General features: G+C 43.5%; 11 protein-coding genes. 7 read left to right on the plus strand and 4 right to left on the minus strand.

Features of this window, described 5'->3' with window-relative positions; translation table 11 throughout:
- Positions 1-17: 17 nt before the first annotated feature.
- From KUA46_RS15110 to KUA46_RS15135, 6 genes are all read left to right on the plus strand, one after another.
- Positions 18-2885, plus strand: coding sequence for a SusC/RagA family TonB-linked outer membrane protein (locus KUA46_RS15110; protein ID WP_218487362.1), 2868 nt, complete (start codon positions 18-20; stop codon positions 2883-2885).
- Positions 2886-2907: 22 nt separating this feature from the next.
- Complete coding sequence (locus tag KUA46_RS15115) at positions 2908-4722, plus strand: RagB/SusD family nutrient uptake outer membrane protein (RefSeq protein ID WP_218487363.1); 1815 nt, start codon at positions 2908-2910, stop codon at positions 4720-4722.
- 11 nt (positions 4723-4733) lie between these two features.
- The gene (locus tag KUA46_RS15120; RefSeq protein ID WP_218487364.1) at positions 4734-5807 is read left to right on the plus strand and encodes a DUF5627 domain-containing protein; all 1074 of its coding nucleotides are present in this window, start codon (positions 4734-4736) and stop codon (positions 5805-5807) included.
- Between the two features lie 48 nt (positions 5808-5855).
- Positions 5856-8042, plus strand: a complete 2187-nt coding sequence (locus tag KUA46_RS15125; RefSeq protein WP_218487365.1) for an endo-1,4-beta-xylanase — start codon at positions 5856-5858, stop codon at positions 8040-8042.
- 277 nt (positions 8043-8319) lie between these two features.
- Complete coding sequence (locus tag KUA46_RS15130) at positions 8320-8622, plus strand: helix-turn-helix domain-containing protein (RefSeq protein ID WP_117695549.1); 303 nt, start codon at positions 8320-8322, stop codon at positions 8620-8622.
- 16 nt (positions 8623-8638) lie between these two features.
- Positions 8639-10129: a type II toxin-antitoxin system HipA family toxin gene (locus KUA46_RS15135; RefSeq protein ID WP_218487366.1), complete on the plus strand. Its 1491-nt coding sequence runs from the start codon at positions 8639-8641 to the stop codon at positions 10127-10129.
- An 88-nt stretch (positions 10130-10217) separates the two neighbouring features.
- Here KUA46_RS15135 and KUA46_RS15140 read toward each other — a convergent pair whose 3' ends face one another.
- Positions 10218-11660: an AAA family ATPase gene (locus KUA46_RS15140; protein WP_218487367.1), complete on the minus strand. Its 1443-nt coding sequence runs from the start codon at positions 11658-11660 to the stop codon at positions 10218-10220.
- A 206-nt stretch (positions 11661-11866) separates the two neighbouring features.
- Between KUA46_RS15140 and KUA46_RS15145 the strand changes: the two genes are divergently transcribed.
- Complete coding sequence (locus KUA46_RS15145) at positions 11867-12037, plus strand: hypothetical protein (protein WP_153093145.1); 171 nt, start codon at positions 11867-11869, stop codon at positions 12035-12037.
- A 124-nt stretch (positions 12038-12161) separates the two neighbouring features.
- Here the strand turns inward: KUA46_RS15145 and KUA46_RS15150 are convergent, their stop codons facing one another.
- The 3 genes from KUA46_RS15150 to KUA46_RS15160 form a co-directional block, all read right to left on the minus strand.
- Positions 12162-13073 (minus strand): Rpn family recombination-promoting nuclease/putative transposase, encoded by a 912-nt coding sequence (locus KUA46_RS15150; protein ID WP_153113300.1) that lies wholly within the window; start codon positions 13071-13073, stop codon positions 12162-12164.
- A gap of 376 nt (positions 13074-13449) precedes the next feature.
- Positions 13450-14454, minus strand: coding sequence for an Rpn family recombination-promoting nuclease/putative transposase (locus KUA46_RS15155; RefSeq protein ID WP_218487368.1), 1005 nt, complete (start codon positions 14452-14454; stop codon positions 13450-13452).
- Between the two features lie 1001 nt (positions 14455-15455).
- Complete coding sequence (locus KUA46_RS15160) at positions 15456-17330, minus strand: sialate O-acetylesterase (RefSeq protein WP_420377696.1); 1875 nt, start codon at positions 17328-17330, stop codon at positions 15456-15458.
- Between the last annotated feature and the right edge of the window lie 327 nt (positions 17331-17657).

Consider the following 17657-nt stretch of genomic DNA (forward strand, 5'->3'; position numbering starts at 1 on the left):
AAAATAAGAATGATAGTATGAATTCAAAATTCAAATCATATAATTCAAAGTTCCTGTTGGCAGGTCTTGTGTCATTGGCTCCTATGGCTGCCGATGCCAAAACTGCTGCTGAGAACGAAACCGATACCGTTGCTGCCGACAAGGAGATGGTCAATGTGGCTTATCGCAAGGTAGCCAAGGGTGACATCTTGGGCGGCGTTTCGGTAGTCGATGTAGAGGGATTGATGAAGAAAAACTACCACACTTATAGCCTTGACAACATGCAGGGCTACGTGGGTGGTTGGAATGGCAACTCTCTCTGGGGTATGGATGCTGACAATGCAGGATACTTGGTATTGGTAGATGGTGTGCCTCGTGAGGCAACCAACGTGATGCCTAGCGAGATTGACCAGATTACATTCCTCAAGGGTGCGCAAGCTGTAGTGCTCTATGGTAGCAAGGCAGCTAAGGGTGCTGTGCTCATCACCACCAAGCGTGGCAAGAACGATGGCTTGAAGGTTGAGGTGCAGGCTAACGCTGGTCTCAATGTGGCTAAGTCATTCCCTGAGTATCTGGGCTCTGCTGAGTATATGACTCTCTACAACGAGGCTCGTGCCAATGACGGTTTGACTCCTCTCTACTCTGCTGAGGATATCTACAATCATGGCTTGGGCACCAACCCATATCGTTATCCTAATCTCGATATGTACTCTTCTGATTATCTCAGAAAGATGAACAGCCGTTATGAGGCTACTGCAGAAATCAGCGGTGGTGGTAAGCGTGCTCACTTCTATAGCAACATCAACTATTATCGCCAGGGCGACTTCCTGAAGTTTGGTGAGGCTAAGAACAATAATACCCAGCGTTTCAGTGTACGTGGTAATGTAGATGTCAACATCACAGATGACATCAAGGCTTGGGTCAACTCCAATGCCACATTCTATGATTCACATTCTGCTATTGGTGATTATTGGAATGCAGCTGCTACTTGGCGTCCTAACTTCCCACAGAATGCTAGCCCATTGATCTCTACAGACATGATAGCTCCTAATGCCAAGGCTGCTTGGGACTTGATGAGTGTGGCTAAGCTGGTGGATGGCAAGTACTTCTTGGCTGGTACACAGGCTAACTCTTCTAACATCTTCGCAGATTACTATGCTGCTGGTAAGAGCAAGTATACTAGCCGCCAGTTCCAGTTTGATACAGGTGTTAACATCAATCTGCACAAGTTGTTGCAGGGCTTGTCTTTCGAGACTCGTTTCGCAGTAGACTATGCTACCTCTTACACCACATCTTTCAATAATAGCTATGCCATCTATATCCCAACATGGTCAAACATCGACGGCAAGGATATGATCGTAGCTTTGAAGAAGGAAGGTGAGGATAAGAAGTCTGGTGTACAGAACATCGCTAATAGTGTGGACAATCAGACCATGCTCTTCTCTGCTCAGTTCAATTACGCCAATACATTTAATAAGGTACATAACCTCTCTGCGATGTTGATTGCCTCTGGCTATCAGCAGTCTAAATCAGGTGAGTATCACAAGACATCAAGTGCTAATCTTGCCTTGGATGCATCTTATGATTACGCCAAGACTTATTATGCAGACTTCGGCTTGGCAGCTATCCACTCTGCACAGTTGGCTCCAGGTCATCGTGTAGGCTTCTCTCCTTCACTTTCATTGGGTTGGAGACTCAAGAACGAGAACTTCTTGAAGAACAGCAAGGTGGTAGACGATATGATGATCAGTGTATCTGGTAGCATCATCAACGAGGATATTGACTTGGCAGTAAATGACAACAGATACTATCTCTATGACACCAACTGGCAGACAGCTGATGGTTATGGATGGTATGATGGTTCTGCTGGCAAGTACACATTCTCTAAGCGTTCTGCCAACAAGGATCTCGACTTCATCAAGCGTAAGGAACTTTCTGTCAACTTCAAGACTTCCTTGTGGCAGCAGATGGTAACATTGGATGCTAGCTTCTTCGTTAACTCGATGGAGGGTTATCTGATTTCTACTCCAACGTTCTATCCTTCTCACTTTAAGCCAGGCTATCCTGATGCTTCATTCATGCCTGTGCTCAACTTTAACAATAATCGCCGCATCGGTTTCGACTTCGCAGCTAACTTCAATAAGAAGGTGGGTGATGTAGACTTGCAGCTCGGCGTAACAGGTACTTATTATAACACCAAGGCTACCAAGCGTGATGAGTTGAACGTATGGGATTACCAAAACCGTGAGGGCAAGGCTATCGATGGTATCTGGGGTTATAAGTTTGCTGGCTTCTTCCAGAGTGAGGAAGAAATCAAGAACTCTCCAGACCAGAGCCGCTTGGGTAGTGACGTGAAGCCTGGCGATATGAAGTATGTGGATGTAAACGGTGATGGCAAGATCGACACTTACGACCAGGTGTTCCTGGGCAAGGGTGGTTGGTATGGCTCTCCATTCACATTGGGTGTAAACCTCACTGCTAAGTGGAAGAACTTCACATTCTTCGCCCTCGGTACTGGCAACTTCGGTGCTTATGGCTTGAAGAACAATTCTTACTGGTGGGTAAAGGGTGACGGCAAGTACTCAGCTGTGGTTCGCAATCGCTGGACTGAGGCAACCAAGGAGACTGCTACTTATCCACGTCTTACCACACTCTCAGGTAGCAACAACTATCAGACATCAGACTTCTGGATGTACAGCACAGACGCTTTCCGCTTGGCTAAGGTACAGATTACATACGACCTGCCTAGCACGCTCTTCCAGAAGACTTGGGTTAAGGGCTTGTCTGCTTTTGTAAGCGGTGCCAACTTGCTCACTATCTCTAAGAACCGTGAGTTATTGGAGATGAACATAGGTAGTGCTCCTCAGACACGCTATTATAATATAGGTGTGAAGGCTACATTCTAATCATTATTAAATGTATACAGAAATGAAAATTAATAAGTTATTTATATTAGCTGCATTGTCACTCTCGTTGGTGTCTTGCTCAGATCTCTTTGAGCCTGCACAGGAAAACAACCGTAGCTTGGACGAGATTTACGAAGAGCCTACTTATGCTCAGGGACTTCTCGGCTATGCTTATGCCATGCTTCCTTATAATACCAAAAGTGTAACTGATGTGGCAACCGATGATGCTGTAAGCAATGATTTGTCTAACAGCTACCTGAAAATGGCTACTGGTTCTTGGGCTGCCTATGATGACCCTATGAGCAAGTGGGCTAGCTGTCGTGCTAGCATCCAGTACTTGAACATCTTCCTTCAGGAAGTGGACAAGGTAGACTGGGCTAAGGACAAGGGTGCGCAGCAGATGTTCTGTGAGAGCCGTAAGGGTGAGGCTTATGCCTTGAGAGCTCTCAATATGTATTATCTCTTGATGAACCATGGTGGTTGGACTGAGGATGGTCAGCTCCTGGGTGTGCCAAACTTGACAAAGCCAGAGGATACTTCTTCTGATTTCAATCAGCCACGTGCCACATTCCAAGCTTGCTTGGATCAAATTTATAGCGACTTGGACCAGGCTGAGCAGTTGCTGCCTTTGGACTACAATGATTTGACTAAGTCAGATCCTGTGCCAGAAAAATACACTGCTATGGGTGTGGACAACTATCAGGACTATAACCGTGTATTGGGTTCTCTGATGCGTGGTCGTGTGAGCGGTCGTATCGCCAAGGCTATCCGTGCACAGGTTTCTCTCCTTGCTGCCAGCCCTGCTTTTAATAAAGGTACCAATGTGGATTATAAGCGTGCTGCTGATGATGCAGCCAGCTTGCTCGACTTGATTGGTGGCGTAAGCGGCTTGTCTAAAACAGGTAATTCTTGGTATGCTCAGACTAATGAGATTAATAATTTGCAGTCTGGTGAATGTCCTAAGGAAATCATCTGGCGTGGTAATAAGACTAATGGTGCAGATGATTGGGACCTCGGTTTGAACCAGGAGGCTGATAACTTCCCTCCATCTCTCTATGGTAAGGGACGTATCAATCCTACCCAGAACTTGGTGGATGCTTTCCCTGCTGCCAATGGTTATCCTATCACAGATGAGCGCAGTGAGTATGATGACTTGGATCCTTACAGCAAGCGTGATCCACGCTTGGATCTCTACATTATCTATAATGGCTGCAAGTATAAGGGTGCAACCATCAATACCGACATCACCACTGCCAACAATGACAATGGACTGAATAAGATTGGTAACTCTACGCGTACTGGTTACTATATGAAGAAGCTTCTTCGTGAGGATTGTAATCCTAATCCAAATGCCAAGAACGCACAGTATCACTATCCTGTGTATATCCGCTATACCGAGATCTTCTTGGATTATGCTGAGGCTGCCAATGAGGCTTGGGGACCTAAGGGCAATGGCACACATGCTTATTCTGCATACGATGTGATCAAGGCTATACGTCATCGTGCAGGCATCACAAATGATTCTTATCTTGATGAGTGCGCTAACGACCAGGTTAAGATGCGTGAGTTGATTCGCAATGAGCGTCGTATTGAGCTCTGCTTCGAGAACAAGCGCTTCAATGACCTCCGCCGCTGGAAGGCTCCTATCAATGAGGCTGTTCATGGCGTGGAGATTTCTACAGAGGCTGGTATTCCACAGTTCAAGGATATCACAGTAGAGGAAAGAAAATACGACGACTATATGTATTACGGTCCTGTGCCACAGACTGAAATCCTCAAGTGGGATCAGCTGAAGCAGAATGCAGGATGGAAATTACAAACGACTAACATTTTATAATGATGAAAACTATGAAGATGAATAAATATTTCTCAATGGCTGCACTCGGAGCCTTGGCTCTGACTCTCGGCTCTTGTGAGAACGGCACGCCTGAGTTTGACGACTACGAGGGTGGCACATCAGTCTACTTCGCCCACCAAAACGTGGAGCGTATATTGGTGTTGGGCAATGACGAGAATCGTGACAATACCAAGGACAACGAGCATATTATCAACATCGTGTCTACCATGGGTGGTGCTTACAATGGTAAGGACATCACACTGGATGTGGCTGTAGATAATTCGCTTTGTGACAACCTCTATTTCTCTGATGGCGTATCTCCTGTAAAGCCTATGCCTGCAGAGTATTACACCTTGGCAGGTAACACCATCTCTTATGGTGGCAACTTGCAGGGAAAATTACAGGTGAAGCTCAACGATGCTTTCTTCGCTGATCCTGCCTCTGTAAAGAATACTTATGTCATCCCTCTGATCATCAAAGATCAGAAGGGTGCTGGCAAGATCTTGACGGGTACTCCTTTCCAGGAGGGTGAAACTCCTGCGCTGACCAATAGCGATGCGTGGAAGATATTGCCTCAGAACTATGTGCTCTATTGTGTGAAATACATGAACCCTTGGGCTGGATTCTATCTGCGCCGTGGTACAGATAGGATTACTGAGAATGGTCAGACCACAGAAGAGAAGCGTGAGGGTGCAACTATTGAGAAGGACGAGGTTTGCCAGATTACTACCAAGAGCCTTACAGAGGCTATCTATCCTCTCACAGTCAAGAGAGTTGTGGGCAAGGATGCTGAGGGTAAGGATATCCTCAAGTCTTATACTTGCAACTTGAAGCTTACCTTTGCTAACGATGGTACTTGCTCTGTTTCTTCCGAGACTGAGGGCGTAACTGCTACTGGTACAGGTAAGTTTGTGGAGAAGGGCGCTAAGCTGGCTTGGGGCAACAAGGATCGTGACATCCTGACTCTCCAGTATACCGTAGACTTCGGTGCTGTCAAGGTAGAGACAACCGACCAGTTTGTAGCTCAAACTCGTGGTAATACCAATGGTATATTACTTTTCGATACTCAGTATATCGTAAAGTAAGCTGCGGTAATTATCAATTAAGTATCATCTAATAATAGGTAGATTATTATGAAATTGAAAAATATTAATTTTGGTTTAGGCTTGGTAGCTCTCTTGGCTTTGTCATCATGTGCTGATGACAAGTTCTCGGAGTACAGAACTGATATGACCAAGAACTTGAAGGAATATCAGTATCTTAACAACTACGAGCCTTTGAAGAAATATGTCGAAGACATGAAGGCTTCTGGCAAGTGCAATCCCGACTTTAAGTTGGGTATTGCATTGGCTGCGCCCGACTTCAACAAACAGGAGCTTGTATATTGCTTGGCTGGTAGCAACTTCGAGGAGATGACAGCAGGCAACGCCATGAAGTATGCTTCTTGTGTAAAAAATGATGGAACCTTTGACTTTAATACTGTTAAGGATTTCGTTACAAATGCACAGGATGCAGGTTTGACCATCTATGGTCATACGCTTGCTTGGCATTCTCAGCAGAACAAGAAGTATCTTAGTAAACTTATTGCAGATAAGGAAATTCAGGTAGACCCTAGTCAGAAAGTTGATAAGGAAGATGCTTATACCGACTTTTCTACCATGAATAGTTTCCCTTTTTATGTAATGGGCTATACTCCTGAAATCAAAGATGGAATTTTGATTAGCAAATATCCTGGAGATTGGTATCAGTATTTTGTAGTTGACAATTATCCTGTAGATGTTGATGCCAAGAGAGAATATAAGGTAACAGCTATGATCAAGGCTTCAGAAGATGGACAGATTGATGTGCAGACGGGTAACTGGGGAGCAACAACATCCCAGAAAATGTCTGTTTCTACACAGTGGAAAGAGCAATCTGTAACATTTAGTGGAATAACAACAGAAAAAGCTTTTGTCGTTTTCCAACCAGGAACTTTTGCAGGAGACATTTCTTGTAAGTGGGTAAAGGTAACTCATTCTGAGGCTCCAGTCATGGAGATTCCTGTTACGGTTGGTCATCTTACCTTCGATGACGATAACAACCTCGGTGGTTGGGGTATGGATAATACGCCAAAGATTGTAAATGGTGTTTGTGAGGTTGGTAACAACGCAGCCAAGGCAGACCCCTGGAATGCACAGGTTAACTATGAACCAGGTTTCGCTTTCGAGAATGGTACAACCTATCACTTGAAGATGAAAATCAAGGGTTCTGTAGCTGGTGAATTTGGTGCTGGATTCCAGAATCCTGACGGATACAAAGGCTGTGGTGACTTCCCTACCATCAAGGTTACAACTGATTGGAAGGAAGTTGATGTGACTACCAAATGTAATGGTGACAATGCCTTGCGCCTGCTGCTGAATATCGGTAAATATGCGGGTACCCTCTATATTGATGATTTTGAAGTTTACTACACGAAGTCTGCTAATTCCATTCCTCTTACGGATGAAGAGAAGAAATCTCTTCTTACTGATGCAATGGGCAAGTGGATTGATGGTATGATGGAGGCTACTAATGGTTATGTTACATCTTGGGATGTTGTGAACGAGGCGATCTCTGGTAAGAAAGGTGCTGATGGATTCAATGAGTTGCAGCATGCAACTAATGCTCCTGCTTCTGATGTAGCCAATAGCTTCTACTGGCAGGATTATCTCGGTGATATCGACTATGTTCGTACAGCCGTAAGAGATGCACGTAAGAGCTTTGCTGAGCACAATGGTGATCCATCTAAGTTGAAGCTCTTTATCAATGACTACAACTTGGAAGGTTACTGGGATCAGCACGCTAAGCTGAATAGCTTGATCCACTGGATTGGTCTGTGGGAAGATCCTAATGCAGAGGAGCCTGTTGTTATCGATGGTATTGGTACACAGATGCACGTAACATGCTATGGTGATGAAACTAAGCAGGCTAAGCTTAAGAGCGACATCGAAGAGATGTTTAAGTCGCTGGCTAAGACTGGTAAGCTCATCAAGATTTCTGAGCTTGATATGGCTTATGAGGATGAGGCTGGTACTTCTGTTACCTTCGACAAGATGACTGAGGAGCAGCACAAGCAGATGCGTAGCTTCTATACATTCATCATCCAGAAGTACTTCGAGCTGATTCCACAGGCTCAGCAGTATGGTATCACTCAGTGGTGTGCTACTGATTCTCCTAAGGATTCAGGTTGGCGTGCAGGTTGCCCTACAGGTCTTTGGGATAGCAACTATCTCCGCAAGCATACCTATGCAGGTTTCGCTGTAGGTCTTGGTGCTCCAGAATATTGGAAGGAAGCCAAGTAATTACTCTAAAAGACATTAGTTTTAGGTTTATCATACAAAGATTAACCGAAAAAAGATGTTAGTCGTTAAGGTTGGCTGTGTTGTGATGACACGGTCAACCTTTTTGCTTTGTAACATTTGTCTTGCAATATGTTAAATGTGAGTCAGTAAATAAAAAATAATTCTGATTTTTGAGGTTGTATCACTTCTTTTTTGTATCTTTGCGCTTAAATATCACTATACTGATATATAATGGCTATTTTATGGCTTAATGTTCACTTAAATGATAGTTAAGTATATGAAAGATTTGTATGAATATTCTACTCCGGAACTGGTGAGATTGCTGGGAAATCGCTTTAGGGAATACAGAATGCGATGCAATTTGACACAGAAGGAAGTGGCAGAACTGACAGGCATTGGTATGACTACTATCCACAAGTTTGAGAATGGATGTGCTAGAAACATATCACTTTCTACATTGATTCTCTTGCTCAAGGTGGTGGGACAGATCAATGCGCTTGATAACTTAATGCCCGAATTGCCACCATCCCCTTACTTGATGACCAAGGGAGATAAAAAGGTACAAAGAATTAGACACTGATAATAGCGAATGATTTATGGTTAAGACTTTAAAAGTAATCTTGTGGGATGAGGAAGTTGGTAGGTTGTCGTGGGACGACAAAAGGCAAATGTCCTACTTCACTTATAATCCAACTTTTGTGCATAGGGGTATTGATATATCTCCTCTATGGGCATCCATACACAACAATCGAGGACTTATGCCTATTTGGGGAGAGGAACAGAGAATTTATCAAAAACTTCCTGCTTTCCTGGCTGACTCATTGCCTGATTCTTGGGGCAATCAGTTGTTTGATCTTTGGAGACAGCAGAATCATCTCTCCAATACGGAAATTTCTCCTCTTGATAAGTTGTCATTTATCGGTAGAAGAGGAATGGGTGCTTTGGAGTTTGTCCCAGAGTATGAGAGGAGTAAGAAATCAGAGAGGATTGATGTCAATTCCTTGGTTGCACTTGCTGAACGCATATTTACTGAACGAGAGGAGGCTCAGATTTTACCAGAGGAATCTCTTACCATGCAGTCGCTCTTGACTGTGGGAACTTCTGCTGGTGGCAGGCAGCCTAAGGCTGTTATTGCTATCAATTCGGCTGATGGTGAGATAAGAAGTGGACAAATCTCGGATCTTGATGGATATGATTACTACTTGTTGAAGTTTGGAAATGCTGATTTCAACTCTGCCGAACTAGAAATGACATACTACGATCTTGCCATCAAGGCTGGCATCAATATGATGCATTCTGAACTCTTGACGGTTGATGGCAGCAAGCACTTCATGACGCAGAGATTTGATAGAAAAGATGGGAAGAAGCTTCATACTCAAACTTTGGCAGCTATGTATCCTGAGGCAAATAGTTATGAGCAACTTATTTCTGTTTGCAGGTCGCTCCATTTGCCAGAGGCTGATTGTGAAGAGGTTTATAGAAGAATGATATTCAACGTGCTGGCAAACAATACTGATGATCACAACAAAAACTTCTCCTTCATGATGGATAGGATGGGTAATTGGCGGTTATCACCTGCTTATGATCTTACCTATATCCTCAATATGGGTGGAGTGCAGCCCAATCAAGACCACTGTATGTTTATCAGGTCCAAACTGCGTAATATTTCAAAAGAGGATGTCTTGCAATTTGCATTCGATAATGGTATTCGAAAGCCAGAGAGTATTATAGGTGATGTAAAGAATGCTTTGTTGCAATTTAGGACTGTGGCTGTAAAATATGCAGTGGATGAAAAATGGATAGGCAGAGTGGAGGCTACCATCCTTTCTCATCTGAAAGAATGGGGTGAGTATGAAGATGATAAACCGACGTTATCTGTAGAGATTAATGGTCATCAAGTGACTGATGTACATATAGAGCAAGCCTACAAGGGCAACTTTCATTTATGTGCAAAGATAGATGGCAGGGAAAAGAAGTTTGTGATAAGCAAAAACAAGAATGAGTTTTCCCTTATAGAGAGTCTCGGAATCGCTAATCTTACAGAGAAACAACTGTTGACTATGGTTGAAAAATTCCTATGTAAGTAAAGAAATATAAAGGTTGGCTGTGTTGTGATGACACGGTCAACCTTTTTGCATTTTTTTAATGATGAAAATATTCTCTTTCTCCTATGTGTCATTCTTGAAAGAGATTGTCTAGTGTGACTTCGCTGTTTACTATACTTGAATGGATGCCATTGGCAACACCAAATGTTGTGACAAAGGTATTTACCAATGATTTTGTGCAATGGGTTCGGTCTCTGAATAATTCCATCCTATTGCGCAGCTTTATCTCATAATCTGCTGAAATTTTGTATTGGGCTTGACTAAATTTCATCTCGCAGAGGTTGATGACTCGGTCGGCACGCTCTATGATGAGATCTATTTGGGCTCCTCTCTGATTCTTGGTTTTGTCAGCCTTGTCAAACCAAATGTAAGCCTCGCTAGCCACGCCACCAATATTCAATGCATTGCGTATTTGGCTGATATGGAACAAACAGAGTAATTCGAAAGTTAAACCTTGCCATGCCTCAACACTGTGAGAGAGATAATGCTTGCTCCACCATTGCTCATCAAAGGAGTCGATATTGGGCTCTATATACTTTAAATAAAATAAGGTATAAAAGTCTGTCAACTTATATAGGCGGTTTTGCGTCTTCTTGCCATAATATCTGAACTTCATGATGAAGTCACATCTCTCCAGATTCTTTAATATCTGGCACAACTTCTTTCCGTCCAGTTTGGCTGCTTTAGAAATTTCTGCATTTGTCATGCCGCCTTTATGATTAGCCAAGAGCCTGACCACCTTGATGTAATTGTCTGCATGAGTAAATAAGGCTCCATATAATTCGTCAAATTCTTGTCTTAGTGCCCCTCCCTTGTTAAAGCACAGGGCATCAACATTCTGTACAAGGCTAAGACTTGGATCTATTAAACTCAGATAAAAAGGAATGCCTCCAAAGAACATATAGCATTGGGCTATCTGGAAGCGATCCCAAGAGCATCCCCGCGATTTTAGGTATAGTTCTGTCTCATACAAAGTAAATGGGCGTAAATATATCTGGCAAGTGATGCGAGCATGCAGACCTCCTTGGTTTTCTATGAGCTTGTCTACCATCCATGATGTGGCAGAACCGCTAGCGATGAAAACTATATCGCGACGACGGGCTGCCCATCCATTCCAAAAGTTTTCAAATGCTGGGGTGAAGTCGGAACGCAAGGAATCTATCCAAGGCATTTCGTCTACAAAGATTATCTTTTTGCGGTCTTCTGGCAAGGATGACAGATATTCTTCCAAAACATCAAAGGCATCAAACCAATCTGATAATTTGCGAGCTGATGTCTCGCCCATGGCGTGTTTTAATGCTTTGGCAAAACTGCGCAATTGGGTGCGTTGGGGGAGATTGTGTCCTCCAACGAAAGTGAAGTCGTACTTCCGACCAAAGAATTCATCTACTAGATAAGTCTTGCCGACACGTCTTCTACCATAAACGATAACAAGTTCAGAGCGATCTGAGTCTATACAACGTTGAAGCTCTGCCTTTTCTTTATCTCGTCCGATTATTAAATCTGCTTTCATACTTCTAATGTTTTGGTTCGACTGCAAAATTACGATATTTTTCCTTAAAATGGCACGAAAACGCACTTTTTCTCACTTTTTTTTCGAGAAAAAGTGCGTTTTCGTGCCAAAATCTTTAATTTGGCTTCCCAGAGAAGGACGTGTTGTATTAGGCAAAGCTTTCTTAATATGAACAATAGGAATACGAACTTTAAAAAAAAGAAATAATGAAGAAATACATCAAACCATCTATGGATATTGTTAAGTTGGAGAATGTGAGTCTGTTGGCTGCCTCTGGCTCTGGCAATGAAGTGAATACAAAATTGAATGATGAAACTCCAAGTGATGTTACATTCCATTCTCGTAAATTCAGCCTCTGGGACGGCGCCGAAGAGTAACGAATTAATCTATATAATATAAATAATAAACAAATGGTATAAAAAATCCCAGAATCGCTCTTCCAAGCAGTTCTGGGATTTATTATGGTGATATTTGTCATCAATATCTCCGCTATTATATTTTTTATGTATTGCTCAGATTCTTAATGATTTCCAAAGGTAGCTGGGTAGCTTTGGAAACCTGTTCGGCAGAAAGTCCCATTGCCAGCAATCGTTGTGCTGTTTCTGTGTTGGCCTCATGTTTGCCTTCTGCTCTACCTTTCTCCATACCTTTTTCCATACCTTTCTCCATGCCTTTCTCCATGCCTTCTTCCATTCCTTTCTGATATCTGTCATCCAGAAGGGTTCTTTCAACACTTACCGAATCCCAGAATTTATCATAGGCACGGAGTTCGGCATCAGTAAAGCCGGAAACTTCAAGATCTTCTACGGCTTTTCCAATCTCTGGGTCATTAAGCAGGTCGGCAGGAATATCCTTCGTATTGGAATTTATTTCTGTGAGGAAACGGAGCCACAATACCATCATGCGCTTGTCGGCAATGGAATGAGGAGTGAACTTAGGGAGTTCTATGAAGGTGAAATGCAAGCCCTCGATGACCTTATTGCTGTCCTTATCGTGCACGATGCGGTAGTTGTGGATGAAATCCGGAGTATCATGCGCAAAGATATCATTTATCAGGTTGAGAGAATACACAGGTTGGAGTTCGCTGTATTTGCCTCCCTTTTTTGCCTGACTCACATAGAGCTTGGATGCATTGAACAGTACTCGCTGTTGGAAGGCATCAGACCATTCCATCTGCATTTCCACGCAGAACTTCCTGCCTCTGACATCTGTGCAGAGTACATCCACTATGGTGTTCTTGCCCCCTTCGAGCTGGGGCACAAGTTCTGTAGGCAGATACTTTATCTCGTGTATCTGCTCTTCTTCGCTGAGTGGCAGGAGGGCGTTCAGGAGACTGATTAGTCTTTTAGGATGATTGCCAAATATCTTCTTGAACGTAAGGTCTGCCTTAGGGTCTAAGTACTTCATAACCATCTGTTTTAAAATTCTATAGCGCAAAGTTACGACTTTATTTTCAAACCCGCAAGAGTTTTCTAGGATTTTTAAAGGTAAAAAAGTAAAAAGGTAAAAAAGTAAAGATTTTGCTATCCCCAATACTATCTGATAACTTTTTCTAAAACTTTTCGACCTGTACGGTTGAAATTACCCACACGCCCTTTACCTTTCCCTTCGGCCGGGTGACCGTTGGTTCAGGGCGTATGGGGCTTACATGCGAAACTTCAGTAACGAATTAATCTATATAATATAAATATTAAACAAATGGTATAAAAAATCCCAGAATCGCTCTTCCAAGCGGTTCTGGGATTTATTATGGTGATATTTGTCATCAATATCTCCGCTATTATATTTTTTATGTATTGCTCAGATTCTTAATGATTTCCAAAGGTAGCTGGGTAGCTTTGGAAACCTGTTCGGCAGAAAGTCCCATTGCCAGCAATCGTTGTGCTGTTTCTGTGTTGGCCTCATGCTTGCCTTCTGCTCTACCTTTCTCCATACCTTTTTCCATACCTTTCGCCATACCTTTTTCCATACCTTTTGCCATACCTTTTTCCATGCCTTCCTTCATGCCCTTTTCCCTGCCTATTTCTATACCCTCTGCAAGACCTTCTTGTTTGCCTTCACGCTTGGCAGTGTCTACGGAATTCTTGATGTCGCGATATGCCATCTTGCTGGTCTCATACTCCCTCATTTCCTGCGGAGTAAACTTGGCTATCTCGGCTTCCTCGAAGAGGCGGTCGAAGACCTTGTCGCACAGTTCTTTAGGGCGCTGGGTAAGCTTATAGAGATTCTTCAGAGCATAGAGCCACTTCTCGTAGAGCGTATCCAATTCTTCCAGGGATTTGTTGAACTTGGAAATCTCTACATAGATATATTCGAGTTTGTCGTAAAATACTTTGTGGGTAGCAGTGTCGCACAACTGCACATGATGGCGGATTTTCTCCTTGTCGAATGCATCCTCGTTCATGCTGAAGTTGAGCAGGGCAACGGTATAGATATGATTGAGCTTGAAATCCCACTCATTCCCCTTGGGTGCCTGTTCACGGATAGGGAAGGTTGAGTAGAAAAGGGCGCGATCCTTGAAATACGTCTGGTAGGCATTCTGCATTTCAACGATGAACTTCTCGCCGTTTTCGCCCTCACAATATACATCAAAGATGGCTCTGCGGTCGGTATATACATCTCCCACATGCTCCGGGTTCAGATACGATACGTCCTTCACAACCTGTTTGCCATTAAACAAGCTGTTGAGGAAGCAAATGAGCAAATCCTTGTTCATCGCTGTTCCAAAAATTCGCTTGAAACCGAAGTCGGTCAGCAAGCTGATGTATCTTTCTTCTACCTGTTTCATAATCATCTGTATTAAAAATCCATGCCGCAAAGTTACGGTTTTATTTTCATATCTGCAAGAGATTTCTAGGATTTTTAAAGGTAAAAAAGTAAAAAGGTAAAAAAGTAAAGATTTTGCTATCCCCAATACTATCTGATAACTTTTTCTAAGACTTTTCGACCTGTACGGTTGAAATTACCCACACGCCCTTTACCTTTGCTTTACCCTTCGGCCAGCGATTTTCAATTCCCTTCGGCCGGTGACCGTTGGTTCAGGGCGTATGGGGCTTACATGCGAAACTTCAGTAACGAATTAATCTATATAATATAAATATTAAACAAATGGTATAAAAAATCCCAGAATCGCTCTTCCAAGTGGTTCTGGGATTTATTATGTCTGATAGTTTGCCATGATGTGCTTCCGTTTGCCTACAGATATGGCTGCGTGGGGTTAAGAATATGACTGCGTGGGGTTAAGGATACGACTGCATTGGGTTAAGGATACGACTCCGTTGGGTTACGGATACGACTCCGTAGGCTAACGGAGACGTATCCTTCGGCTTGTCGAGATATCTGCGTCAGCTGATTGAGTCACTTGAGTTAGCTGACTGAACTACTTGAGTTAGCTTACTGAACTACTTGGGTTAGCTGATTGAACTACTTGAGTTAGCTGACTGAGCTATATCAGTATTCTGTAGTATTACATGTGTATTTTTTTTCTAATTTAATGCCATATTTGCCACACTTATACTTAACTCTTTGATTATTAGGGGATAACGTGTGGCAATAAGGGGTGTTTTTATTGTCACCTTATTGCCACCTATTACCACTTTTGGCATAAAATCAGCAAAATAACGGTGTTTTTGAGGGATTTGCTACGTCCCGACGCAGCAAAAGTTACGTCCGGACGTAGTAAAAGATACGTCGTGACGTAATTTCAGTGCAGGAATTCAATGGCAAGAAGTATATAAATAATCCCAGAATCGCTCTTCCAAGCGGTTCTGGGATTTATTATGTCTGATAGTTTGTTTACCACTTAAAGAGGTGAGGAACAAATTCTTTGAAGCAGCGGCGCCAGGTGAGCCACTCATGATGAGTGCCTGGTGATACGTAAACATCGAGCTTGATGCCCAGCTCCTTCAACTGCTGTGCCATCTTCTCTGTACCGAAGTTCTCTTCCGAACCGCAGCCCATAAACATATAATGAATGTTCTTGTTGTATTTCTCTGCATCGGCAAAAACTCCATTGAAACAGGTCTTTACATCCACGCCAAAGAGTGCACCGCTAAAGGTTCCAAGGGCAGAGAACTTGTCCATGTGAGGCAATACCGTGTTGAATGTCTGGCAACCGCCCCATGACAATCCAGCCATCGCACGATGCTCGCGGTCGGTATAAGTGCGGAATGTCTTGTCAACCATCGGAATCAGATCCTTGATAATCACATCATAGAAAGAAGCTCCATAGTGGTTGCGCTCTTCATCTACATTCTTGCCTGGACGGGCAACGAAAGGCTTCTTTACATCGCCACTCTCCATGACCACAATCATAGGCTCAGCCTTGCCTTCTGCTATCAGGTTGTCCATGATGTGCTGCATCATTCCTTGCTTGCTCCAACCCGTTTCGTCTTCGCCCATGCCATGCTGCAGATAGAGCACAGGATAGCGCTTGGTGGTGTTGGTTTCATATTCGGCAGGGGTATAAACCATGGCACGGCGGAACTGCTTCTGGGAGGCTGCATAGTAAGATACTGAGCGAACCTGACCGTGGGCTACGCCCTGCTGAGGACGATAGTAGTTGCCTTCTGCTCCTTCTGGAACTTCCAGACCGCCTGCTTCACGGCAGCAGCCGAAGTAGGTTTCGCTGGAAGGGTCAACTACCTGCACGCCATCTACATTCAGAAAATAGTAGTGGAATCCTACTACCAGCGGATCGCTCACGCCGTACCAGTCGCCATTCAAATCCTTTTTCATCTCATATTGCTTGCCGCAGATGTCGAAGATTACTTTCTTTGTCTCAGGAGCATGGAGCTTTACATAAGCTCTGCGGTCCTTATCTACACGCGGATAGTTGCTGTCTGGAATGATTCCCTGCAGGGCGAGCATCATGTTTGCATAGCGCTTGCCCATGGTGCGGTAGCTTTCTGCGATGAAGTGGAGACCGTCGCCACGCTGCGGACAGCCCTTTGAAGAAATGACGTGGGCTGTAGGAATGGTCTTGGCAATATCATCAACGATGGCGATATGTGCCCAGCATTTTCCGCCCATATCCTTCTGTACGGTTTCGCCTACGAGCAGAGGAACGTCTTCTGCCTTCAGATTCAAATCCTTCAAGATGTCGTTATAAACAGTCTTTACTCGGTTAGGCCAGTTGGCATCGCCGTTGTTGGTTTCACCCTGATGCAGGAGGATGCCCTTGATAACACCCTGTTTCTTGGCTATTTTTGCCAGTTCTATCAGTCGGGCGTATGGATTTCCGTTGTACTGGGATGCAAAGTTCTTCATCCAGTCGGGTTGTTTCTTGAGATAAGCCTTATAGGTACGCTTATCGAAGAGGTCGATGCTGGCTCCGCCCACGGCCACGGTGATGGTTCCCACCTTGATGCTGTCTGGCAGGTTATCCACCATCTTTCTTCCGAAATAGTCAACAGGAGTCAGTCCTGTAGAGGGTCTTGCCTGTGGCGGCACGGCGGTGTGCCATTGTCCCTTCTTCCATCCTGCCTTTTCATCATCCACGGCATACATAGCCTGGAATCTCGGGTTCACGCCCGTTCGGTCGATGTCTTCGATAGCCGCATTTCCTTCCATGTTCGACTGTCCGAAGCAGAGATAAATCTGAAAATTAGGATCAGGCTTTTCCTGAACCTTACTGCCCGTTTTCTGTGCCATCATAGGTAGGCACGCCATCGCGAGCATCGATGCTAAGATTGATAATCTATTCATAGTTTATATTTAATTAAATTATTAGATTGATTTTCATCTTCTGTTCTGTTTGCAAAGTTATGAAAAGATTTCCATACGTGCTTTGTCTCATATATCAATAACTTTTCCCTTTCTTATATAATAAGGTGATTCTTTTGTCTCAGGTTTCAGAATATGTTTCATTTTGTCTCTTTTTGGGTAGATGTTATTTGTGATAAAGTATTTGTTACTTGAGATAAAATGCGTTTTAATGTTTTTATCTATTTTTTGCGACATGTTTCAGCATCCTTAATGAAATTTTTGAAAATTTAG

The sequence above is a fragment of the Segatella copri genome, from assembly GCF_019249765.2.
GTDB classification, from domain to species: Bacteria; Bacteroidota; Bacteroidia; order Bacteroidales; family Bacteroidaceae; genus Prevotella; species Prevotella copri_K.